Genomic DNA, 23,207 nt, shown 5'->3' on the forward strand with positions numbered 1-23,207 from the left:
TATGCACTTTTTTTGCGCTTAATATACAAGCCATTCTTCCTTACATACAGCTTGTTTTCCTTGTACTTTTTCTATATCCTCATGAATATTAGCTAATTTATACAACTCAGGGAAAATCTCTTCTACATAATTTTGATGAGCCATCTCATCTTTCCAATAAGTTAACACTATGTAACGATTTACATTTTTTAAAGACTTCCCAACTACTCCACCTATCATCCCTTTTGCTTTTTTCATTCCTTTATTCCAAATTTCCTCTTGCTTATGTAAAAATTGCTTTTCACTCTGTTGTTTTACATCACAAATTGCAACTCTTACAAATGACCCTTCTGTAACAACGCCTTTCAAAGGCATATCAGTTATATCATACAATGTTTGAAACAGTTCAATTTCACATGAAAGAAACGTATCTTCTTGATTACTATTTAAATAAATGGTATCGTGAGCACCATTCATAAATGAATGATACGCACCCCTATCATTCCATAAAGTATAAACACACGCCTCATTTTCACTCCATCCACCAAATTGTCCATGAAATCCATCTAGATGCTGTATATCACGCCATTTTTCTTGTGCTTTTGAAAACAATTCCTTTTTCTCTGCTTCTACCTTACAATAGATTGTTTTTAGTAACATTTTTAATTCCCCCTCATCTTACATTCCATTTCCCAGTTGCAGCACTTTTACTTACACAAACGTTAATTTCTATTGTTATCGACTACATTTCTTCATTCGAACTTTAATGACCATCTATAAATGCTGTGAGTTGACACCATACATACATATCTTGTCAGGAAATATCCACAAGATCGAACTACAATCATCTTATCTCTTTCCTTCACTACAATAGTTTACATAACAAAATTATAGACACTATAAACTTCAATTAAGTTTACACCATAAAAATACATCATAACAAAAGATTCATACACACCAACTACGAATCTTTTATTATGATGCAATAAGATATAAATTTTCTTCATTTAATCTCTCTCATTATTCCGCATATCTTTCCATATGCTGCCTATATAACTTCCATCCATCTATTTCTTTCTTAAAAACTTCCATCGCTAAAACCGATGCTACTTTCTTATCATGTAAATAAAAATCTACAATGGCAGATAACACTAGTTCGTTCTCTTGCCTTAAACTATGTGTTAAATCTTTATAATTCCAATAGGGGTTTTGCCCTTCATAACTCTTTAATGTTTCAATATTATCTTCTTTATATGTATCCCCTCGATATACTTCATAATCCCTATCATTGTAATACCCAAAGTAGCCAATAAAATCATCTGATACCCAATTATTTATTTTCTCAATATTACCCGTATTTAATTCCTTTCGGTATTCTTCTATCGCATATAAGGCTTCGTTCATCATAAAATACATCTCCTTATATTTTTTTATATCATTATTTATATTCTCTGCTATAACAAAAAGACCTTCTTACTATTGGTTGAACTTCAATTTTACAATATGTAAAAAGATATAAAAAACTATAAACAAATTAATAAAAAAACGATTTTTCTATGGCCATTCGATTTACTTTTCAAATAAATAATAGGTAATTTCATTAGGATAATGTAATACTGTTACCATCCTTACCCCTTTTTTAAAACTAGCAGTATGCCCGTTTTCACCTAAGTTCTCCCATCCACTTACCTTTGTAATAGGCATTACACTTATATATTTATAATCCTCTTCCTTATCATCGTTAATATGTGTTGCTGACATTGGCACTGGAAAATCTTTAATTTTAGATTCTTTATTCATAAATATGAATGCAATTAAACCAACTAATAACATAGCCATTGGAATATTTGAAACTAGTTTTCTTCTATTCATTTTCACTAAAAATCCTCTTTTCTTACATATTACTTTCATCATCTTACTAACTTTAATTATTTATGTATATAAAATATATATTATATACTTTCGAACCTATTTTCTCTACTTCAAACAACATTATTGTTATATATTATAATTATAAGTTTTTTAATTTTGGAGGCGTTACATATTGCAAAAATTACTTTTTACTAAATGGACAGTTGTTATTTCTATTTTCATCATTTTCGGTACAATTTTCTACGTTACTAATGTTAAAAATAACAAAGAAAAAGCAACTGTAGAAACAACGGATACAAAAACTTTCAAAACTAAATTGCAACCTAAAATTAATGAATTAACTACTAATTATAATGACATCATCGAAAAAGATTGGTTGCCTGCTTGGGAAGAAATTAACACGAACGGAGATTCAGTAAATAGAGATAAACTATTAGTTACAATGACTGCTGTTTCCAAACAATATGAAAACATTTTGAACGAAATAGACACTTTGAAAATTAAAGAAAATATATCGGAAGTACAAATACAAGAACAGCTAGTTTATTTTACAACTGAGTTTAAGACTGCTTCTAAATTTATGAAAAACGCAGCAGATTTAATTATAGACGGGGCAAATAACTCTACTCCATCCAATGAAACAATTGAAAATACTAAACACGCTTTAGGACTTGCGGACCAACATATTGTACTAGCTTTATCTACTTTAAATGAAGTTGAAGATAAATTAGGACTTTTAAAAAAATAGAACTATTTACTATTTTAAAATAAAAAATGATTGCATTTCACTAATTGTATATCTATAATGTTTTTATTGATTCTATACACATTTAATGCGTATAAGTTATTAATTTTATAATTCGGATGAACCATTCAGGAGAAGGTCTATTGATCTACCGACGGGGCAAAAAGTTGCTGAATCAACTTTGAAACTCTCAGGTCTTGTTTACAAGTAGAACTGCATGGGGACGAATCTCTGGAGAGACTCCCTTTCGCTTTTTTATAGCGCAGAGGAAAACGAGCACCGAAGGAGCAAATCCGCTACTATAGCGGATAATCTCTCAGGTAAAAGGACAGAGACAAGCGAAAGAAAAAGCCGATTTGTATCGGTTTATTTTTCTATCCCTTGTTTCTCCAGAGACCATTTCATTCACTTGAAGTGGTTTTATTTTTTCTAAAAAAGGAGAATACAGATGGAGACAGTAAGTACAGTATTAGAACAAATGAATCACTATGTGTGGGGATTACCAACGTTGTTGCTACTCGTTGGTACTGGTACCATTCTCACAGTGCGTTTAAAGGGTTTACAGTTTAGTAAACTATTATACGCTCACAAACTAGCTTTTAAAAAATCAGAAGATACATCCTCCTCTGGAGATATTAGCCACTTCCAAGCACTGATGACAGCTATGGCCGCAACGATTGGCATGGGAAATATAGCTGGCGTTGCAACTGCTGTGACGATCGGTGGTCCCGGTGCAATTTTTTGGATGTGGATTACTGCTTTGTTCGGTATGGCAACAAAGTATGCCGAAGCAATTCTTGCGGTGAAATACCGTGTTAGCAATGAAAATGGTGAATATTCAGGTGGACCGATGTACTATTTAGAACGTGGTTTAGGTAAGAAATGGCTTGCTGTTTTATTCGCTATATTCGGTACAACTGCTTCTTTCGGTATCGGTAATATGGTGCAATCTAACTCAGTTGCAGAGGCAATGCGAATTAATTTCTCTTTCCCACCTGCTTTAACTGGTATATTCATGTCGTTTTTAATCGCCATTGTTATTTTAGGCGGTGTGAAAAAAATCGGAAAAGTGACAGGATACATCGTTCCTATTAAAGCTTTCTTTTATATCATTGCTGGGCTTATTATTATTTTCTATCACTACGATCAAATTCCAGAAGCATTCTCACTTATTTTTTCTGGCGCATTCAATGGTACTGCAGCTGCTGGAGGTTTTATCGGTGCAACAGTTGCATCTGCAATTCAAATCGGAATGGCGCGCGGTGTATTTGCGAACGAAGCTGGTTTAGGGAGTGCCCCTATTGCAGCAGCGGCTGCAAAAACAGATTCCCCTGCAAAACAAGCTTTAGTTTCTATGACTGGTACTTTTTTAGATACGTTTATTGTATGTACAATTACAGGGCTAGTATTAATTACTACAGGTGCATGGAAATCTGGTAAAACTGGCGTTGAAGCGACAACACTTGCGTTCCAATCTGTATTTGGCACTGCTGGTAGTATGATTCTCGGTATCGCGATTATATTATTCGCCTACTCTACTATTTTAGGCTGGTCATATTACGGTGAGAAGTGTGTAGCTTATTTATTCGGTGAAAGAGCTGTACGATATTATAAAGCGATCTTTATCGTCATGATTGCTGTTGGTGCAAATTTAAAATTAGGCATCGTATGGACATTTGCTGATATTGCAAATGGACTTATGGCGATTCCAAACTTAATTGGACTTATTGGATTAAGTGGTATTGTTGTAGCTGAAACGAATCGTTTTTTACAAGAAGAGAAATTGAAAGAAAGTCATAAAAAGCAGGCAAGTTAATCACAAAAAAAAGAATGGCTTATCTATAATAAGCCATTCTTTTTTTACCTATTTCACTTCCTTCTGCACCATATGTAAATACAGCACAAAATCCGTCATTGTCGATGAATGACCAAGTTGACGAATCATCGCTGTTATATTTCCTCTATGATATGTACCATGATTTACGACATGTTGTACTAACTCTAAAATTGAAGTTTCTAATTTCCCTGCATATGGATTCTCAATAACAAACACAGCATTCACGTCTTGTATTGTAATTAAAAAGTCTTTATATTGTTTTGCCATGTTTTCAAACATTTTTTCTAATTCATGTAACGATTTAGTTTCGATTTGTTTTCGTAAATTTTCTCGGTCTTGTATTGCTTCATTCATACTTTTACCATGCAATATGTGTAACCACACTTGATCTGTAATATAAATATGCGCGAAAGTATCTTTGATTGATGGAAATACACTCTGTATCTGTTCATTATAAATAGTCTCATAGTTTGGTAATTCTTTTAGTCGATTGAATAATCGTATATTAGCCCAAGCATGGTAATCAACCTGTTTTAACATGTGCTCTTTCAATCGAAATCGCCCCCCTATTGTATGAAACGAATATTTTGTTTCTCCATTTCCGATTCTCTATCAGCTTTTGCAATTCCTTTTTCTTCAATTTCACGTTTATTTATAGTTTTATATTTTACATACGTATGAAATTCCGTTTGAAATGGAAACGGTGTAATTCGAATTGTTTTCTCATCTACCCATTCAGCTTGAATAGATTTCTCCTCCTTACTATTAAACATTTCTGTTCCTTCAAAACCATATTTAAACAAATCAATTTCATCTTCTTTTTCTACACCAGGTTTATTCATACATACATATAAAGAAAGTTCATCGCAAAACTTTAATAATCTATAATGTTTATCAAACATCGCAAATTGTTCTTTTGTTAACGTTTTCAATATTCTTTTTTGTCGTTCCAATTCCCCTGTATAAAATGAAATCATCTCTTCATCTTCCTCATTTAATGGAAAGGATAAAAAATGTTTACTACAAAGTAATGCGCCGTATGGATTCGAATCTTCAATTTCATTCAAACCAATTATATAAAAAACAAAGCGCAATGAACTGGGACAATCCATAAATGTATATGGGATATTTTTAGCGTCATTCAAAATTGGTACTTTATCAAGTTCTATCCATCCTCTATCATGCTCATATATTGCATCAATAGTCTCTTTTAAGTATGCGTCATCTTCAAAAAAATCTTTTTTTATATGCTTCGCAATTTCTCCAGCTAAAAAACCATGATCATGTTGACGAATTAATATACTTTCTTTCTCATCTTTTTCACGAAAAATCATCCGTATACTCCCCCTCATCCTCATATTATAGCGTTTTCTATACATCAATTCTTAATTAATCCCTAATTATTAGCAGGGATTCAGTCTCTTACAACGAAATTAACATAACTATATAGTATTCTTTCTAACCATATAAATAGCTTTCTCTATACTATCCATTATACTAAAACATTCATTCTAAAAAACTTTTTATGAGGTGAAAACATGAACAAAACAGAATTAATTAAAAATGTAGCACAATCAGCTGATATTTCTCAAAAAGATGCTTCTGCAGCTGTACAATCTGTATTTGACACAATTGCCACTGCATTACAATCTGGCGATAAAGTTCAATTGATTGGCTTTGGAACTTTTGAAGTGCGCGAAAGATCTGCTCGTACAGGACGTAACCCACAAACTGGCGAAGAAATTCAAATCGCTGCTGGTAAAGTTCCAGCATTTAAAGCAGGTAAAGAGTTAAAAGAAGCTGTGAAATAAACAAGAAACCAGCCATTTTATAGGCTGGTTTCTTGTTTTATTTAAGTAATTCCTTTATATTTTCTGCATGATACACTTCACAAATATAAAATATGCATTTGCAATTACTTACAATTTGAGATTTTCTAGTTGGATACACATTCGCCATAACAGAGCATCCATCAAACAATTCAATAATATTTCCAGATGGCTGATATCCCTCATATAATACGTTCCTTCTTACTTCCATCTTTTCTATAAGTTTTTCAACTGGAATGTTTCCACTCTCTAACTCACTCTTTATTATATTTGGTAAAAACGAAGTGTCCGCAAAAATGAGATTTTCAGATAATACTTTTCCTTTATAACTAACATTGGATACACGGTAAAGAAATGTTCCGTTTTTATCAAAGAAATTCTTTGCTTCTTTCGGGATGTACTGTCTATCAATTACCTCTTGTTCGAGAACATCAAACTGAACTGTATCATTCAAAATCTTTTCTAAAGCATGAATAGACGATATATCTCCAGAAAATAAAATATTTTTAATTGCTTGTACATTATAAGTGAATTCATTTTTTCTATTTTCCGCTACTAACATGAGGAACACCTCTTCTATAAGATATTTTATTAAACTTATTTATAATTTAAAAGCGCTACTGCGTCTAATTGCATAATTTCAGTTACTTCTTTACTAAATATTGCAATGGAAGCCATATAATCTTCACTTGGTCTTATATCTTCCATCCTTGTAGTTTCTACTAACTCTTGTCTACACTTAAAAACCAACAAGTTTGGAGGATCATTGGGAGCTGATACAGTAATATCTACTGGTGGAATCATTAGTCCTTCACCTGTCGCTTTTAGTACTGCTTCTTTTCGGGTCCAATATGTTAAAAAACCTTCTATTTTCTGTTCATCTGGTAATTTCATAACTTGCGCGATTTCAAAGTCTGTTAATACGCCCTCTGCCATTTTCATAACATCTACATTTGGATTCATTTGTTCAACATCAACGCCTACAAGTGCAGACTTTGTGAATGCAACAACAACCCATTCACCCGAATGTGAAACAGATATTTGCGGCATTCCTTCTGGTAATTGTGGTCTGCCATGTTGTAACTTACATACCGGGCACATTCGATCAATTGGTACTTGAACTGGTGAAATAGAAAGTATTTGCCCAAGAACTAATCTACTAATTACGCAACCTATTATAAAACGTGCACGATCTGCCGAATGATGATATGAATTTGCTTTCTCTCGTTCAACGTCATTTAGTAAATTGTAATGCCATGATTGTAAATCTGAAATTCTTGCCCACCATATTTGACAACTATTCTCATTCAAAGTTGGTACAGAATCTACAACTTTACTCTCTATCATGTAAACTCTCCTTTATACAACGAATTTCAGTTGTTATTCATTGACAAGTGCTTTCTCTTTTTTTGATACGGATAACATTTTTTCTTTCTTCTTTGACATTACTTCTTTATCAGAAATACGTAAAGAAAATAGTAATGCTACGAGTAAAAATATTGCTGATCCAATTAATGCCGCTTGATAGGGTAAGAAATCTGACTGAGCATTATTTTGTGCACTATTATTTCCAAAACCGGCTAGTATACTAGCTAAAACAGCAACTCCTATCGCAGAGCCTAATCGGTTTTGCACATTAAATATAGTAGTTGCTCTCCCCATAGAGGGTGGCGTAATATTATTAAATGCAGAAAATTGAACTGCTCCAACAGACTGACCTAAGAAAATACCGATGCCAAACAATAATGCACGTATTTGCCAAGGGCTCGTATCGTGATTTACAAAACTTAATAAAACAAAGATAATCGCCGTACAAATTAATCCAATAGAAATTATCTTTCTGGCTCCTAATTTCTTATATGACCATGGCACAATCTGCGAAGAAATCATTAATCCAATCGCCTCAGGGAACGTTGTAAGACCTGATTCCAGTGCGGAAACTCCTATTACATTTTGATACATAAGTGGAAAAATAAACAACATTCCTAGTAAACCAGCGGATGAAAACAATGAAATAAGACTCATTTTTCTAAAGACTGGTTCTTTTAATAAGCGTAAATCTAACATCGGTTGCTTTACTCTAAGTTCTACAATAATAAACAACGCAATGAATACAGTCCCAATTATTCCAGTACTTATAATCTCTGGGGAAGCCCATCCTTTTGACGGCCCTTGACTAAGTGCATAGATTAGCATCGCAAATCCGGGTGCTGAAAGAACAAAACCGAGAGAATCAAAGCGACCAGCTGATTTTTCAATATGCTCTTTTAAAAATAGAAGACCGAATAGTAACGCTACGATTCCAAACGGTAAATTAATATAAAATGCCCAGCGCCAAGACATTTGATCTACAAAGAAACCGCCAATAATCGGTCCTACTGCCGGTGCGACAGCAATTGGCAACACAATAAACCGTGAAATTTTCGGCCTTTCCTCTGGTGAAAATGTTCGGAATAACATCGCCATCCCGACTGGTGTTAAAAGTCCCCCACCAGCACCTTGCATGATACGAAAAATATTCAATGAAGTAATATCGTTCGCTATTCCACATAATACAGAGGCAGTTGTAAATACGAAAAGAGCGTTTAGAAATACTCTTTTCGTACCGAAGCGATCTCCTAACCAACCAGAAATCGGAAGGAAAACAGCTAAGCTAACTAAATACCCAACATTAACCGTCCCCATTGCAGATGGAGGCACTTGTAGTTCTTTACTTATCGTTTGTAGTGCTACGTTCACAATTGTTGCATCCATCGCAGCCATAAACATCGCTGTTATATATACGATACTTACAACTACTTTTGGATTTATTTTTGCCTTCATTATCGTTTTCCTACTAATATTTTTTCGCCAACTTGATTACTTTTTGGATTCAAATCTGTCCAGTTATTCTCAACATATTGTAAGCAATCATGCCTACTAGCTTCTTCATGTACGACATTCCACCCAATAGGTACATCGAGAAAGACAGGCCAGAGAGAATACTGGCCCTCCTCATTTTTTAATACTTTATATGTGTAATTATCATTTTCAAACGGATTCGTCATACTGTACTTACCCCTTTCTTATTCTGCAAATATTTCGCTAATACTTGTCCTATTTCTGTAAGCGGACCTGGCTGACATAAATCTTTATGTCTACACTCAATATCGTGTTGTACAATTTCCCCATCTAAATAATTTAGCCACGTATTTGGAGAGATAGGATCAAACCAGTCTGGTATAACAGTAGATCTAAAGAATAAAATATCTCCGTTATACACTTTCGGTACATATTTCCCTAACAACCCTACCGAATTTACATACGTTTCTTTCAAGTTCAAAATAGTCTCTTCTTCAAGACTTGCTAATGCACTTCCATCTTTACGAAGTATTTCAACCGCACTTTCCATCGTAAGTGGTTTACCATCCATGTTATCTGGATCATATCCACCTAAAGCAAGTAATGCGATTAACGCTTCTTCTTCAGTAGGTGCTTCCGTATTCGGTAAGAAGTGACCAGGATAAGAATCCAGCATAACGAGTAATTCTACTTCTGCCCCTTCACTTTGTAGTTGAGCTGCCATTGCATGCACAACATTTCCTCCGAGCGACCAACCGAGTAAACGATATGGTCCGTGAGGCTGTACTTCACGAACGTGTTTTAAATAATCCGCCGCCATCTCCTCTAAACTTTTTGGAAGTTCTTCATTTTTAGCGATACCACGTGCTTGGACACCGTAGATTGGATAATCTGTTCCTAAAGATTTCATAAGTCCTGCATAGCACCAACTTAATCCCCCTGCGGGGTGTACACAAAATAGTGGTAATTGGTCTCCACCCGATCGTAATGGAAGCAACACATCAAGTGCACTTTGACCATTTCCCATTTCAAGTCTCTCAGCTAATCCCGCAACGGTTGGTGCTGCAAATAAAGTTCCGATATTTAATTCCACTCCAAGCGCTTCTTTAATTCGGCTCATAAGCTGCACCGCAAGAAGTGAATGACCACCTAAATCAAAGAATCCGTCATCAATTCCAATTTGAGGTACACTTAAAATCTCTGTAAATAAGTCACATAACATTTCTTCTTGCGGTGTTCTTGGTCCACGACTAGAAGATGATGCGATAAATTCTGGAGCTGGCAATGCCTTTCTATCTAATTTACCGTTTGGAGTTAAAGGTAACTCATTTACTACTACAAAAGCATACGGAACCATGTAATCTGGTAAACTGCCTCCAGCATACTGACGCATTTCATTCGTATCAATCATTTCATTATTAGATGCGATGATATAAGAAACTAACCGTTTATCCCCTGGTTGATCTTCCCGTACAATAACGGCTACTTGCTGAATTTTAGGGTGTTTCATTATGACCGCTTCTATTTCACCTAATTCAATTCGGAATCCACGAATTTTTATTTGCTGATCTGCACGCCCTATATAATCTAGCGTCCCATCTTTAAGCCAACGCGCTAAGTCTCCTGTACGATACATTCTTGTACCAGGCTTACCAAATGGATCTGCGATAAAGCGCTCAGCAGTTAATCCTGCTCTTCCTAAATACCCACGAGCAAGCCCTGCACCAGCAACATACATTTCTCCAACTACTCCAGGTGGCACTGGTTGTAAGTAGTTGTCTAATACGTATACTTTAAGGTCTGGTATACTGCAACCAATTAAGCTATTCGCGCGTAAAGAAACAATATTCTCATCTAACTCAATATAACTAACATGTACTGTCGTCTCTGTAATACCGTACATATTAATAAGCTTCGGTGCATTTTGAGGATGTCGACTATACCAATCTTCTAATCGACTTAGCTCAAGTGCTTCTCCTCCAAAAACAACATATCGTAAAGATAATGTTTGACCAATCTCTTCATTTTCACGATCCGCTTGCATCAATTGATAGAACGCTGATGGAGTTTGGTTTAAAACAGTAACCTTTTCCTTAACAAGAAGTTGTAAAAATTCTTTCGGTGAACGACTTACAGTATGTGGTACCACGACTAGACGCCCTCCATATAATAAAGGCCCCCAAATTTCCCAAACTGAGAAATCAAAAGCGTATGAATGGAACATCGTCCAAACATCGTCTGCGTCAAATTGGAACCAATGATCAGTTGCTCCTAAAAGTCTTACTACGTTTTGATGAGGTATCATAACGCCTTTCGGTCTACCTGTTGAGCCTGACGTATAAATAACGTAAGCAATATGTGATGGAGTTAACGGCTTCACACGCTCCATTTCATCAATATTATCTTCACTATATTTCTCAATTTCTTTTATTACTTTTTCATCATCAACTAAAATTTTCAGTTCTTCATCACATTCAACTTCCACATCTGAATTTGTTAAAACACATGATGGTTTCGCATCGTGGAGCATAAATGAAATACGATCAGATGGGTAATCTGGATCTAATGGAAGATAACCTGCTCCTGCTTTAAGAACCGCAAGTAAACTCACAACCATATGTAAAGATCTCGGCATTGCTAAAGCAACGAGTTGATCAGGACCAATTCCTTTTGCTATTAACAAACGAGCTATTCTATTCGCTTTTTTATTTAACTCTTCATAAGTTAACTTTTCATCTTCAAAGACGACAGCAATAGCATTTGGATTTATATGAGCCTGCTTTTCAAATAATTGTGATAATGTCATTTCTGGTACAATTTGAAAACCACCATTCCACTTTTCTAACACTGTATTTTTCTCTGCTAACGTTAAAATTTCTAATCTACCAATTGATTGATCCGGATTCTCTACTGCATCATCTAATAACAAAATGTATCGTTCTATTAATTTTTGCACCGTTTCACGTTTATATAAATCCGTACTAAACTCTAATAATCCGTGTAAGCCGTTTAGAGTACCATCAACGCCGTTACTCTCGCTAATTTCAAATGTTAGATCAAATTTTGCAGAGCCGACGCTTTGAATTTCAAGGTTCGCTTCTATATCAGGAGCATCAAACGTTGCTTCTGGCGTATTTTGGAAAGCTAACATAACTTGAAACAGCGGATGACTATTTCGAGTACGTACTGGGTTTAACACTTCAACAAGTCGTTCAAATGGCACATCTTGATTTTCATAAGCTGCAAGATTTACTTGCTTCACTCTATTCAATAATTCTTTAAAACTTGGATCTCCTGCTGTATTTGTACGTAACACTAATGTATTTACAAATAAACCGACTATGTCAGAGAGTGCATCATCGTTCCTTCCAGCAATCGGACTACCGATTGGTATGTCAGTACCTGCACCTAATCTTGTAAATAACGCACTAAGTCCTGCTTGCAACACCATAAACAAACTAACTCCGTTTTTCCGTGCAAGTTCTACTAACCTACTATGCATACCCGCATCTATTTGAAAATGAATTGTTTCTCCTCGATAACTCGTTTCAATTGGACGCTGATAATCTGTAGGTAACTCCAATTGATCTGGTAACCCCTCTAGCTCTTTCTTCCAAAACTCTAATTGTGTTGAAATAAGACTCTCTTCTGTAGTTTCATCACCAAGCAACTGTTGTTGCCAAAGTGCATAATCTGCGTATTGAACTGGAAGTGTCTCTAGCTGAACTCTGTTACCTTGACATCGTGCTTTATATGCCGCTGTAAAATCTCTCGTTAACGGTTGTAATGACCAGCCATCCCCTACAATATGGTGTAATAGCATTAGTAATACATGTTCATTTTCACTCACTGTAAAAAGTTCCAAACGAACTGCTGGTTCAATATCGAGGTTAAAGCTATATCGTACCGCCTCTGCAAGCACACTTTCTAATTCATCTTTACATGTTTTTGTTATTATCATCTCTAGATTTAAATTTTCCATATCTAAAATTTTCTGATAGGAACTACCTAATACGTTAGGGAAAATCGTTCTAAGTGTTTCATGTTTCTCAACTACATCATAAAAGGCACCTTGCAATGATTCCTCGTTCAACTTTCCAGAAATACGAATGACTAATGGAATATTATAAGTAGGACTTGGACCTTCTAAACAATTTAAGAACCATAACCTACGCTGTGCAAATGAAAGTGGAACTTCATTTGGTCTACTTACTTTCTTAATTGCTGGTCTTGCACTTTTTGCTTGATCTAATTGTTTCGCTAGTTCAGCAACAGTTGGAGATTCAAATAGTTTCCCAATTCCTAATTCGACACTTAACGTTTCACGAATTCTTGCCATTAAACGAGATGCAAGAAGCGAATGGCCACCCATTTCAAAGAAATTATCATCAATACTAATGCGAGAAACACCAAGTACTTCCGCAAATAAATCACATAATATTTCTTCTTTCGGATTTCTAGCAACTCTCTCATTGTTTGTTCCATTAAAATCTGGAGCAGGCAATTTCTTTCTATCAACCTTACCATTTGGCGTTAATGGTAATTCTTCTAGCAACACAAATGCTGATGGCACCATATAATTCGCTAAACTTTCTGAAACATAAGAACGCATTTCTGCAAGATTAATTGTTTCCTTATCTTCGGCAACAATATACGCAACGATTCGTTTATCATTCGGGCGGTCTTCTCGTACCATTACCACTGCTTGCTTAACATTTTCATGTCGTTGTAAGACCATTTCAATTTCAGCTAACTCAATTCGGAAACCGCGAATTTTAATTTGATGATCTGCGCGGCTCACATATTCTAGCACACCATCATTGCGCCATTTTACTAGATCACCAGTACGGTACATGCGCTCCCCTCGTTCTCCATAAGGATTTGCAACAGACCGTTCAGCCGTTAACTCTGGTTTTCCTAAATATCCGTTCGCAAGCCCTTCCCCCGCAATATATAATTCACCAATTACTCCAGGTGGTACTGGTTGTAAACCTGCATCTAATACATACACATCTGTACTCCAAATCGGTTTTCCAATAGGAGGTATACCAATTTCATTTTCATCAATGTTCATGACAGTAGACCAAATAGTCGTTTCAGTAGGTCCATATAAGTTTGTAATAGAGCAACCTAATTCTTTTAATGTATTTGCTAAATGAGCTGGAAGTGCTTCACCACCAACGAGCGCTTTTAGCCCTTGTAGCCTCTCTGGATATTCCGTTACTAACGCCTGCCAAAGCGTTGGTGTAGCTTGCATAATTGTTACTCTTTCTTCTTGTAACAATGCAGTTAACGCAGAAGGTTCTTGAATTACTTCTTTTTGTGCGATTGTTAAACTTGCACCACTAATAAGAGGTAAATAAATTTCTAGAGCTGAAATATCAAACGCAAACGTTGTAACTGCTATTAAATGATCGTTTTCATTTAGTGAAAACATATCGTCCATAGCCAATAAAAAGTTACTTAAAGCTCTCATAGGAACAATTACACCTTTTGGATTGCCGGTTGAGCCTGAAGTGTAAATTGTATACGCAGGCTTTAAAAGTGACTCATCATTTCTAAATGGTAGATTTATATGAGAATATGCTTTTAACGCTAGTTCTGTTTCTGCACTATCTAATTCGATTTTTTTTATATCATTTTCTATAACTAAAGTTAATGAAACAGATGAATGTGTGATGATACAAACTGGTTTTGCATCATTTACTATATAATTTATTCGCTCAGCTGGATATTCTGGATCTATCGGTAAATACGCTGCACCAGCCTTTAAAACTGCTAGCATACTAATTACCATTTCTGTTGATCTTGGAAATACTAAAGCTACAAACTGATTTGGCCCAATTCCTTCTTCTACTAAATAGTGCGCTAATTCATTCGCTCGTTCATTTAGCTCTTTATACGTAAGATTTATTCCGTTACAAGTAACTGCTATTTTATTTGGATTTTTTTGTACTTGTTTTGCAAATAAGATAGGTAGAGAAATTAACTCCTCAGCTTCCTTAGTTTCATTCCATTCGAATAAAACTTTATGATTTTCTTCAGGAAGAGTAATGTTTATACTTCCAATCGACACGTCTTTTTCATAATCATTTATCACTAATTCAAATACATTCATAAATCTTTCTTTATGTAATGCTAGTTCCGCACTATTATATACTTCCGGGTTCGCATCAAAATGAATCATTAGTTCATTTTCATCAAAACGTTTATAAACATTTATCGATAAATCATCGACAGGTCCTGCTGATAAATTATGTGTAATACCACGATTCCTAGCAAAATTAAGCCCATAATCAAAAGGCATAACATTCACTAACGGTCCAAATAATCTTTGGTTTTCACCTAGTAATTTTAAGTCTCTTCTTAATTCCTCATGACGGTATTTATGATGACGACGTACGTCCCTGATTTCTTTAGAAACTTGCTGTAATAATTCCGCAACAGTTATATTTGGAGTTACAGTGAGACGAAGTGGTACTAAATTCATTACCATACTCGGTGTATTTATAGATGCAGAACCTAGTCGCCCCATCATTGGTAAACCTAAAACAATATCATTTGCACCTGTTAGTTTATGCATATAAATACTTGTTACAGCGACAATAAATTCTGGCCAACTTGCTAATGAAATATTAATATCTTCTAGTAAAGTTTTCGTGCTAGAACTGGATAAATAAGCTGTTTCTCGTAAAAATCCATTTGATGTTCTCGGTGCTCGTTCTGCCAAACTTACAACTTCTGGTTCATCCGTAAATTTTTCTAACCAAAAAGTACGATCTTCCTGAATTTGTTTAGACTCACGATACTCAATATCTTCTTGTATAATTTTTGCAAGAGAACCAAATGACTTTTCATTCTTTTTTGTCTCTTCAATATGTGATGTATACTCTTTCGCTACCTTTTGGCTAAGAAGTGAAAATCCATAGCCATCCATCACAATGTGATGGATACGCTGATACCAAAAGAAACGATTATTTTCAACTTGAATAAGTGCTTCAGTAAATAATGTATCTTTTTTCAAATCAACTGGCATAGATAAATCATTTTTCATCCATACTTTAGCAGCTTCTTCAGGATTTTCTTCTTTACGAACATCAATAAAATGCATATGAAAATTTGACGATTTCTCAATAACTTGCCATGGGCCAATTTCATCCTCTTCGAAACGAACATGTAGTACTTCTGCTTCTGTTACAGCTTTACGTACTGCTAATTCGAAAATTTCTTGATTAATATTTCCGTTTATTTCAACATATTCTCCAGTATTATAAATCGGATTTAGCGGATCTAATTGCTGTGCAAACCACATACCAGTCTGCGCAGATGATAACGAATGACGAACCTTTTGACTATTAGGCATTCTTTACTACCCCTTTATTATGTAGTCTATTTGTTACAGCACCTGTGCTGTCTGTGAAGATAGTAAACTGTACCAATCGGAAACAGTTGGACGTTCTGCTAAATCTGCAAAAGTTATTTCTTTCCCTTCGCGACGCCACTTCTCTACTAAACTCATAATTCTGACCGAATCAAGTCCTCTATTTAATAAGTCCTCATCAATATCAATACTCTCTACTGGCTCACGAAGTAGTTGTGCAACTAGTTCATGCACTTCCTGTATAGTGATTCCTTCAATCTCATCATTTTTTACACTTTGTAAATCTTTTAACAGTATGTTTGTTGATGTCGTTACTGCACATCTATTAGATGCATACTCTAATGCTTGTTTATGATGCTCTAATGAAAAATCAGCAACTGCATCTGCTACAAAGAACGGCTCTATACCATCCATAAATGCTTCGCAAGCTGTTAAAAGGCAGCCGATATGCGCATAAATACCGCAAATAATAAGTTGATCTCTTCCCTGTTCATTTAAAATTTCTAATAGATTTGTCTTTTTAAATGCACTATATCTCCATTTTGTTAAGAATATATCATCCTCATCAGGAGTAAGTTCACCGACAATTTTCTTTTTATCTGGTCCAGCAGGAATACCGTCCCCCCAGAAATCTTGTAATAACCCTCGTTGTTCTAACGTTTGTCCACCTGGTTGTGCTGTATAAACAACTGGTATACCAAGTTCCTTACATTTTTCTCTTATCACCTTAATATTTGAAATAAGTTCTACTTTTGGTGATTCTTTATCGCTATATGCATCAAGAAAATATTCTTGCATGTCATGGATTAGAAGAACCGCACGTTTCGGATCTGGTGTCCAGTTCACTTTATTTTTTGGTAGTTCTGATTCAACTGGCATTTTGTATACTGAAATAGATGGGATAGCCATCTAATCACTTCCTTCCAATTTTTATATTTTTTATTGTTTTACCGTAATAAGTTTTTCAGTAATGACTTTACGTAACTCTTTTTTGCTTACCTTTCCAACACCTGTTTGCGGGAATGATTCAATAAATTCAATTCGATCTGGAATCTTATAAGCTGCTATACCGCGTTCTCTTAAAAACATTTTTAATTCGCTTATTGTTGGAGCTTGTCCTCGAGCTATAACAAAGGCACAAGTACGTTCTCCTAAATAATCATCAGGCATTGATACAATGGCTACATCATGTACTGCATCATGTGCTAATAGATGATTTTCAACTTCTTCCGCAGCAACTTTCTCACCACCACGGTTAATTTGATCTTTATCTCTACCTTCTACAATGATGTAACCTTGTTCATTTACTTTTACAAGATCACCAGTGCGATAAAATCCATCCTTTGTAAATGATCGTGCATTATGCTCTTCTGCTTTATAATAGCCACGAATTGTATAGGGCCCTCTTGTTAATAAACTACCCACTTCACCAGGTTTTACATCGTTATCATTTTCATCAACAACCCGTACTTCATCGAATGTAGACATCGGTCTCCCTTGTGTATGAATAATGATTTCTTCCGGATCATTTAATCTCGTGTAATTTACTAACCCTTCTGCCATACCAAACACTTGCTGTAACGTACATCCAAATGTAGGGCGAATACGCTTCGCAACTTCGGCACTAAATTTCGCACCACCTACTTGAATCACTTGCAAGCTCGATAAATCGTTATTACGGGAAGAGGCAGCATCAAGCCAAATCATTGCTAATGGTGGAACGAGCGCTGTAATCGTTACTTTTTCTTTTTCTATAAGAGCAAATGCCTCATCTGGACTCCCTCCAGTTGCTAACACTACTTTTCCACCCGCATAGAAAGTTCCAAATGTCCCTGGAGAACTCATCGGGTAATTGTGTGCTACTGGAAGAACTGCCATATAGACGCTATCCGTATTCAAATTACAAATTTCAGCGCTAACACGTAAACTATAAATATAGTCATCATGTGTTCTAGGAATTAATTTAGAAAGTCCTGTTGTCCCTCCTGATAATTGAAGAAACGCAACATCACTTGGCTGAACTTCTGGTAATGGAACGGGATCTATATACAGATCACTTATGTTCACAAACTCTTCTTCTTCTCCCACTACAATTACATGTTGTAAAGTTGGTACTTTCTCTTTCACTTCTCTTGCTAGTTTTCGATAATCAAAGCCGAGAGCCTTATCTGAAATAACGTAAGCACTCGCCTCACCAAACTCACAAAAATAACTAATTTCACTGCTTCGATGTGGAGGTAGTGCAAAAACAGGAAGTGCTCCAATTCGAAATAGCGCAAAACATATTTCGAAAAACTCGATAATGTTAGGTAATTGGATTACAACTCGATCTTCTTGCTTTATTCCTAAATTCAGTAAACCTGATGCTAAGCGATCTACTTTTTTATCAAGCTCACTATATGTCATATGCGAATTACCACTTACAACTGCAATTTGATCTCCATATTTTTCAGCACGTTCTCTTAACATCTCGCCAAATGTTTCACCAAGCCAACACCCTTCTTCTCGATAGCGATCAGTGAATTCTTTTGGCCATTCCGTATAACCTGTTACCATTCTTTCTTCCCCCCTATTTTTCATTCAGCGAATTATTTCTTAACCCTAGAGCCTTCAGCATTGTTTGGAACTTAGCTGATGTTTCTGCTAACTCATCTTCTGGTTTTGACTCAGCAACAACTCCCGCCCCTGCATATAAACGAAGTGTATTTTCTTGCACTTCAGCACAGCGAATTGTAACAATCCATTCACCATCTCCATTTAAATCGCTCCATCCTAGCATTCCTGTAAAGAATTCACGGTCAAATGGTTCAATTTGTTGAATCGCCTCTCTTGCTTCTTCCATCGGTGTTCCGCAAACTGCTGGCGTAGGATGAAGAGCAATTGCTAATTCCAAAGAAGAAGTATTTGGATCCTTTAGTTCACCTTTCACTTCAGTGGACAAATGCCACATCGCTTCACTATGAATAACGGATGGTTTTTCTGGAACATGTAGTGTATGACAATATGGACGTAGTGCAGCGGCAACCGCTTCAACTACTACCGCATGTTCATGTAAATCTTTTGGAGAAGAAAGTAATTCCTCTGCTCTTCTTTTATCTTCTACTGGATCATCACTACGTGGTCTTGAACCAGCTAACGGATTAGAAATAACTTGCATACCATTACGGGAAACGAGTAATTCAGGACTTGCTCCAATTAATGTCTTACTATTTTCGTTTTCATCTTTTGGTAAATTAACAGCAAATGTATAACCGTGCTTATTATGCTCTGCTAATTCTCGAAGAAGTTTTTGCTTATCAATCTTTTCGGAAGATTCAACATCTAACGATCTGGATAGAACGATTTTCTTTAAATCGCCGTCCTGTATTTTTTTAATCCCTTGCTTTACACCATCCATATAAACTTTAGGATCTGGTACAGGCGTCATTTCAAATGTTAAGTTCTCATGTGTTTCAAGCTGATTTGTTGTATCCAATTGTAAACGATCAGAAATTCTGCTATATTCTGGGACGATAAGTTGAACTTCTTTTCTACGATCAAATGGCAAAGCACCAACAACGATAGGATTCGGATTTCCAGCTTGTTTCGCATTACTTAATACCGCATTTACAAGCTCTGGGAAACTTTCAATTTCACGATGCTTTACTGTAGTAAACTCCCCTTCTGTCAATATTGTTCGAGTTGGTGAAGCGAAAAAGAAAGAAGATTCAGTCTTATATTCTTCTAATAATTTTTCTGACAGTTCCTTTACAGCCGTAAATTCATTCATAGTATAGTAGCCCCCTAATTTTTTTATTAAACTCCTAATGTAGCTCCGCCATCGACACATAAATTGTGCATTGTAATATGACTTGCTTTATTTGAAGCTAAAAACAATACTGCTTCAGCAACTTCTGAAGGCTGTGCAATTTTTTGTAACGGTATACCGAGTCTATATGTACTTTGAGAACCAGCAATAATATTTTTTGCTCCATTCTCATCAGCCCATAGTAACCTTTGCATTTCAGTTTCAGTAGAACCTGGAGAAACTAAGTTACAGCGAATGTTGTACGCTGCAAGTTCTAAACCTAAACACTTCATAAACATCGTCGTTGCAGCTTTTGATGCGGCGTACGCTGCCATCTCCATTCTCGGAGTATTTGCTGCATTTGAACCAACTGTAACAATTGCCCCAGACTTTCTTTGCATCATATGTTTACTTACTGCTCGGGACATATAGAAAACTCCTGTAGAATTTACAGAGAATGTTTTATTCCAATCTTCATCACTTAAAGAGTGAATCGCTCCCATACGTAAAACCCCAGCAACATTTACTAATACATCTATTGGTGCTATATCATTTTCGATACGGTTTACTATATCTTCAACAGATGTGCTATTACTCACATCTAAATGAAACGTTTTCATACGTGTTTCATTTAATTCATTTTGATTTAAGAGTACTTTTAACTCCTCTTCATTTTGATCCACCGCAATAACTGTAGCTCCTCTTTCTAAAAACATTTTGGCAACAACACTACCTATACCTTGGGCTGCACCTGTTACTAAAACCGTTTTCCCATCAAATTCCCCTAAGTTCATTTCCTCTATCCTTTCATTTGAAAATTAATCTAATTAAACAAATAATGATAATGATTATCATTATCGATGTAAAAAATAATACACTTACTAAACTAATTGGTCAAGTGTACTTTTCATTAAAATATTATTCATTGATAATGTTTTTCATTTAATATTCTTACATCGAAATGATAATCTTTCTCAATAAACTTGTCAACCTATTTTTATTTTTCAGACAAAATATTTTAGTGATTCTCAATACAATTACACCTAAAAGCAATAATAAGTGCCTACATTACACATTTAAACTCCTTTTTTGTAAAATTGAAGAAGATAAACTGTAGATACCTTCATTTACAAAGCCTTATCAAAAACTCAAGTATATATTTTCTCAACATTTTTCTGAAAATATCGAGAAAATATATCTTGCAATTACTGATGTATGTCTTGTTTATAATTTAAGATTTAATACGTATTTCGAATATAATGTATCACTTTTAATATTCCAATATAATCCAAATGATTGTTTCACTCACTTTTTTTGTCTCAAATGGTTCCAAAGATTATATAACCTCGTTACAATAATTCATAAAAAAAGCACCCTATTTAACAGGATGCTTTTCGTAACCATAGTGTTATAGAAGATTTATATACTTATGCTACGCTGCGATACTCTTCTTCTTGTTCTTTTTTCTGTTTAGGTGCTTGAATTACAATTGCGATAATAAATGATACGACACATAATACGCCGATCACCATAAAGGTTGGTTTGAATCCACCTAGAAGTGCACCGATAAAGGAACCTGCAAGCGCTCCAAATCCAAATCCTTGATACACCATTCCGTAGTTTTTACTATGGTTTTTCATACCGTAGAAATCACCAACGATAGCTGGGAAAATAGTGATATTTCCACCAAAGCAAAACGCTACACTTGCTACACATACGAAGTAGATACCATAATTTAAATCTACGAAACTTAGAACTAAGACTGAACTAGCCATAACAACAAAAGTACCAGTAACGATTTTTAAACGACCGATTTTATCTGATAACGGTCCTAGAATAATACGACCTAATGTATTGAAGATTGCAACCATAGCCACCGCATTAGCTGCTGTCGCTGCGCTAAGCCCTACAAGTTGAACACCAATGTCTTTTACCATACCAATTAAGTATAAGCCACTCATACATGATGTAAATAACATTATAAATAATAAGTATACTTGTTTTGTACCTAACATTTCTTTCGTTGTATATTCATAAGTTTTTGTTTCATGAACTGCACCTTGATCAGCAGCTTGATGGATTAAACAAGCTCCAAGGACAATCATAGCTGTAACAATTAAACCCCAGTATATAAATGCTTGTGATACACCAACTGATTCAATTAACTGTGCGTTAACGTATTTAAAGATTAAGCTACCCGAACCATATGCAGAGACAGAAATTCCAGCAATTAAACCTTTACGCTTTGGAAACCACTTTATTAAATTGGATAGTGAAGTGATATATGCTGTACCATCTGCATAACCTACAACAACCCCTGCTAGTACATAAAGCAATATTAACGAAGACGCTTGTGAACTAAGTACTAATCCTAGTCCTAATGCTAACCCAGCTATCATAATAAGCTTACGAAGTCCCCATTTTTCTTGCAATTTACTCGCAAATAAAGTTGAAAATGCTAAGGAAAGACTCGTAATTGAGAAGGTTATAGCAACTGCGTTAAGACTCCAACCGTATTTACTAACTAAAGGCTGATTAAATAAACTCCATGTATATATCGTTCCAAGTCCCATTTGAACTATGACTGTACCAAGGACAACAAGCCATGGATTAACATTTGATTTTTTCATACCTTTCCGCCTCCTCTTTCTATTTCAATGCTTTTCGCTAAGTTTTCTTTTTTTATGTTCATATTGACCACCTCTTTTGATTTAACACCTTCATTGTATAAGATGTTCCCCGTTATGTAAGCACTTACAATATAGAGCGTCAAAAATATGGAATCAGTTACAGAAAACGAAGGACGAAATACAAAAAACTACTTATTAAATACGAAAGCAGCTTTTATAATGTTTTGTTTCCATAAGACTTACAGCTGTTTTATCATCTTTTTTATAAAAATTATGACTCATGTTATATAATTGCAAGATTTTAAT

18 protein-coding genes and 1 riboswitch are annotated in these 23,207 nt (G+C 35.2%); of the genes, 3 read left to right on the forward strand and 15 right to left on the reverse strand.

Features of this window, described 5'->3' with window-relative positions; genetic code table 11:
• Positions 1-18: 18 nt before the first annotated feature.
• The 3 genes from ACTFOB_RS02625 to ACTFOB_RS02635 form a co-directional block, all read right to left on the reverse strand.
• Positions 19-639 carry a DUF4937 domain-containing protein gene (locus ACTFOB_RS02625; RefSeq protein WP_440024355.1) on the reverse strand — a complete coding sequence of 207 codons (621 nt, stop codon included), beginning with the start codon at positions 637-639 and terminating at the stop codon, positions 19-21.
• A gap of 360 nt (positions 640-999) precedes the next feature.
• A complete protein-coding gene (locus tag ACTFOB_RS02630; protein WP_440024357.1) occupies positions 1,000-1,386 on the reverse strand; it encodes a DUF4440 domain-containing protein in 387 nt (128 codons plus the stop codon).
• Between the two features lie 162 nt (positions 1,387-1,548).
• On the reverse strand, positions 1,549-1,893 hold the full coding sequence (locus ACTFOB_RS02635) for a hypothetical protein (RefSeq protein WP_440024359.1): 345 nt from the start codon (positions 1,891-1,893) through the stop codon (positions 1,549-1,551).
• Between the two features lie 130 nt (positions 1,894-2,023).
• On the opposite strand from ACTFOB_RS02635, the gene ACTFOB_RS02640 reads away from it, so the two are divergent.
• Together ACTFOB_RS02640 and ACTFOB_RS02645 are read left to right on the forward strand one after the other, a co-directional pair.
• The gene (locus ACTFOB_RS02640; protein ID WP_440024360.1) at positions 2,024-2,599 is read left to right on the forward strand and encodes a hypothetical protein; all 576 of its coding nucleotides are present in this window, start codon (positions 2,024-2,026) and stop codon (positions 2,597-2,599) included.
• 218 nt (positions 2,600-2,817) lie between these two features.
• A riboswitch (glycine riboswitch) is annotated at positions 2,818-2,938 on the forward strand.
• A 106-nt stretch (positions 2,939-3,044) separates the two neighbouring features.
• Complete coding sequence (locus tag ACTFOB_RS02645) at positions 3,045-4,412, forward strand: alanine/glycine:cation symporter family protein (RefSeq protein WP_440024362.1); 1,368 nt, start codon at positions 3,045-3,047, stop codon at positions 4,410-4,412.
• A 48-nt stretch (positions 4,413-4,460) separates the two neighbouring features.
• On the opposite strand, the gene ACTFOB_RS02650 is transcribed toward ACTFOB_RS02645, so the two are convergent.
• Positions 4,461-4,985, reverse strand: coding sequence for a DinB family protein (locus ACTFOB_RS02650; RefSeq protein WP_440024364.1), 525 nt, complete (start codon positions 4,983-4,985; stop codon positions 4,461-4,463).
• Between the two features lie 14 nt (positions 4,986-4,999).
• Positions 5,000-5,767 carry a DUF3891 family protein gene (locus tag ACTFOB_RS02655; RefSeq protein ID WP_440024366.1) on the reverse strand — a complete coding sequence of 256 codons (768 nt, stop codon included), beginning with the start codon at positions 5,765-5,767 and terminating at the stop codon, positions 5,000-5,002.
• Between the two features lie 204 nt (positions 5,768-5,971).
• Here ACTFOB_RS02655 and ACTFOB_RS02660 point away from each other — a divergent pair, with 204 nt between their 5' ends.
• Positions 5,972-6,244 (forward strand): HU family DNA-binding protein, encoded by a 273-nt coding sequence (locus ACTFOB_RS02660; RefSeq protein ID WP_001043907.1) that lies wholly within the window; start codon positions 5,972-5,974, stop codon positions 6,242-6,244.
• 37 nt (positions 6,245-6,281) lie between these two features.
• Here the strand turns inward: ACTFOB_RS02660 and ACTFOB_RS02665 are convergent, their stop codons facing one another.
• The 10 genes from ACTFOB_RS02665 to ACTFOB_RS02710 all read right to left on the reverse strand — a co-directional run bounded on the left by ACTFOB_RS02665 (position 6,282) and on the right by ACTFOB_RS02710 (position 22,901).
• Complete coding sequence (locus ACTFOB_RS02665; protein WP_440024368.1) at positions 6,282-6,824, reverse strand: cold-shock protein; 543 nt, start codon at positions 6,822-6,824, stop codon at positions 6,282-6,284.
• 35 nt (positions 6,825-6,859) lie between these two features.
• A complete protein-coding gene (gene sfp, locus ACTFOB_RS02670; protein ID WP_440024369.1) occupies positions 6,860-7,609 on the reverse strand; it encodes a 4'-phosphopantetheinyl transferase Sfp in 750 nt (249 codons plus the stop codon).
• A 33-nt stretch (positions 7,610-7,642) separates the two neighbouring features.
• Positions 7,643-9,085, reverse strand: coding sequence for an MDR family MFS transporter (locus tag ACTFOB_RS02675; RefSeq protein ID WP_440024370.1), 1,443 nt, complete (start codon positions 9,083-9,085; stop codon positions 7,643-7,645).
• Positions 9,085-9,309, reverse strand: coding sequence for an MbtH family protein (locus ACTFOB_RS02680; RefSeq protein WP_440024371.1), 225 nt, complete (start codon positions 9,307-9,309; stop codon positions 9,085-9,087). The genes ACTFOB_RS02675 and ACTFOB_RS02680 overlap by 1 nt, the downstream gene beginning before the upstream one ends.
• Positions 9,306-16,466: an amino acid adenylation domain-containing protein gene (locus tag ACTFOB_RS02685; RefSeq protein ID WP_440024372.1), complete on the reverse strand. Its 7,161-nt coding sequence runs from the start codon at positions 16,464-16,466 to the stop codon at positions 9,306-9,308. Before ACTFOB_RS02685 ends, ACTFOB_RS02680 begins: the two co-directional genes overlap by 4 nt.
• A 33-nt stretch (positions 16,467-16,499) precedes the next feature.
• Positions 16,500-17,393: an isochorismatase family protein gene (locus ACTFOB_RS02690; protein ID WP_440024374.1), complete on the reverse strand. Its 894-nt coding sequence runs from the start codon at positions 17,391-17,393 to the stop codon at positions 16,500-16,502.
• 30 nt (positions 17,394-17,423) lie between these two features.
• Positions 17,424-19,040 carry a (2,3-dihydroxybenzoyl)adenylate synthase gene (locus ACTFOB_RS02695; RefSeq protein WP_440024376.1) on the reverse strand — a complete coding sequence of 539 codons (1,617 nt, stop codon included), beginning with the start codon at positions 19,038-19,040 and terminating at the stop codon, positions 17,424-17,426.
• 13 nt (positions 19,041-19,053) lie between these two features.
• Positions 19,054-20,253, reverse strand: coding sequence for an isochorismate synthase DhbC (gene dhbC / locus ACTFOB_RS02700; protein WP_440024377.1), 1,200 nt, complete (start codon positions 20,251-20,253; stop codon positions 19,054-19,056).
• A gap of 26 nt (positions 20,254-20,279) precedes the next feature.
• On the reverse strand, positions 20,280-21,065 hold the full coding sequence (gene dhbA / locus ACTFOB_RS02705) for a 2,3-dihydro-2,3-dihydroxybenzoate dehydrogenase (RefSeq protein WP_151630310.1): 786 nt from the start codon (positions 21,063-21,065) through the stop codon (positions 20,280-20,282).
• A gap of 633 nt (positions 21,066-21,698) precedes the next feature.
• Positions 21,699-22,901 (reverse strand): L-lactate MFS transporter, encoded by a 1,203-nt coding sequence (locus ACTFOB_RS02710; RefSeq protein ID WP_151630309.1) that lies wholly within the window; start codon positions 22,899-22,901, stop codon positions 21,699-21,701.
• Positions 22,902-23,207: the final 306 nt, after the last annotated feature.

Source organism: Bacillus cereus group sp. MYBK79-1, from assembly GCF_051915365.1.
In the GTDB taxonomy this organism is placed as follows: Bacteria; Bacillota; Bacilli; order Bacillales; family Bacillaceae_G; genus Bacillus_A.

Coding starts and splice junctions, on each gene's coding strand:
- ACTFOB_RS02625 (WP_440024355.1), bottom strand. CDS start 639: ATGTTACTAAAAACAATCTATTGTAAGGTAGAAGCAGAGAAAAAGGAA.
- ACTFOB_RS02630 (WP_440024357.1), bottom strand. CDS start 1,386: ATGATGAACGAAGCCTTATATGCGATAGAAGAATACCGAAAGGAATTA.
- ACTFOB_RS02635 (WP_440024359.1), bottom strand. CDS start 1,893: ATGATGAAAGTAATATGTAAGAAAAGAGGATTTTTAGTGAAAATGAAT.
- ACTFOB_RS02645 (WP_440024362.1), top strand. CDS start 3,045: ATGGAGACAGTAAGTACAGTATTAGAACAAATGAATCACTATGTGTGG.
- ACTFOB_RS02655 (WP_440024366.1), bottom strand. CDS start 5,767: ATGATTTTTCGTGAAAAAGATGAGAAAGAAAGTATATTAATTCGTCAA.
- ACTFOB_RS02660 (WP_001043907.1), top strand. CDS start 5,972: ATGAACAAAACAGAATTAATTAAAAATGTAGCACAATCAGCTGATATT.
- ACTFOB_RS02665 (WP_440024368.1), bottom strand. CDS start 6,824: ATGTTAGTAGCGGAAAATAGAAAAAATGAATTCACTTATAATGTACAA.
- sfp (WP_440024369.1), bottom strand. CDS start 7,609: ATGATAGAGAGTAAAGTTGTAGATTCTGTACCAACTTTGAATGAGAAT.
- ACTFOB_RS02675 (WP_440024370.1), bottom strand. CDS start 9,085: ATGAAGGCAAAAATAAATCCAAAAGTAGTTGTAAGTATCGTATATATA.
- ACTFOB_RS02680 (WP_440024371.1), bottom strand. CDS start 9,309: ATGACGAATCCGTTTGAAAATGATAATTACACATATAAAGTATTAAAA.
- ACTFOB_RS02685 (WP_440024372.1), bottom strand. CDS start 16,466: ATGCCTAATAGTCAAAAGGTTCGTCATTCGTTATCATCTGCGCAGACT.
- ACTFOB_RS02690 (WP_440024374.1), bottom strand. CDS start 17,393: ATGGCTATCCCATCTATTTCAGTATACAAAATGCCAGTTGAATCAGAA.
- ACTFOB_RS02695 (WP_440024376.1), bottom strand. CDS start 19,040: ATGGTAACAGGTTATACGGAATGGCCAAAAGAATTCACTGATCGCTAT.
- dhbC (WP_440024377.1), bottom strand. CDS start 20,253: ATGAATGAATTTACGGCTGTAAAGGAACTGTCAGAAAAATTATTAGAA.
- dhbA (WP_151630310.1), bottom strand. CDS start 21,065: ATGAACTTAGGGGAATTTGATGGGAAAACGGTTTTAGTAACAGGTGCA.
- ACTFOB_RS02710 (WP_151630309.1), bottom strand. CDS start 22,901: ATGAAAAAATCAAATGTTAATCCATGGCTTGTTGTCCTTGGTACAGTC.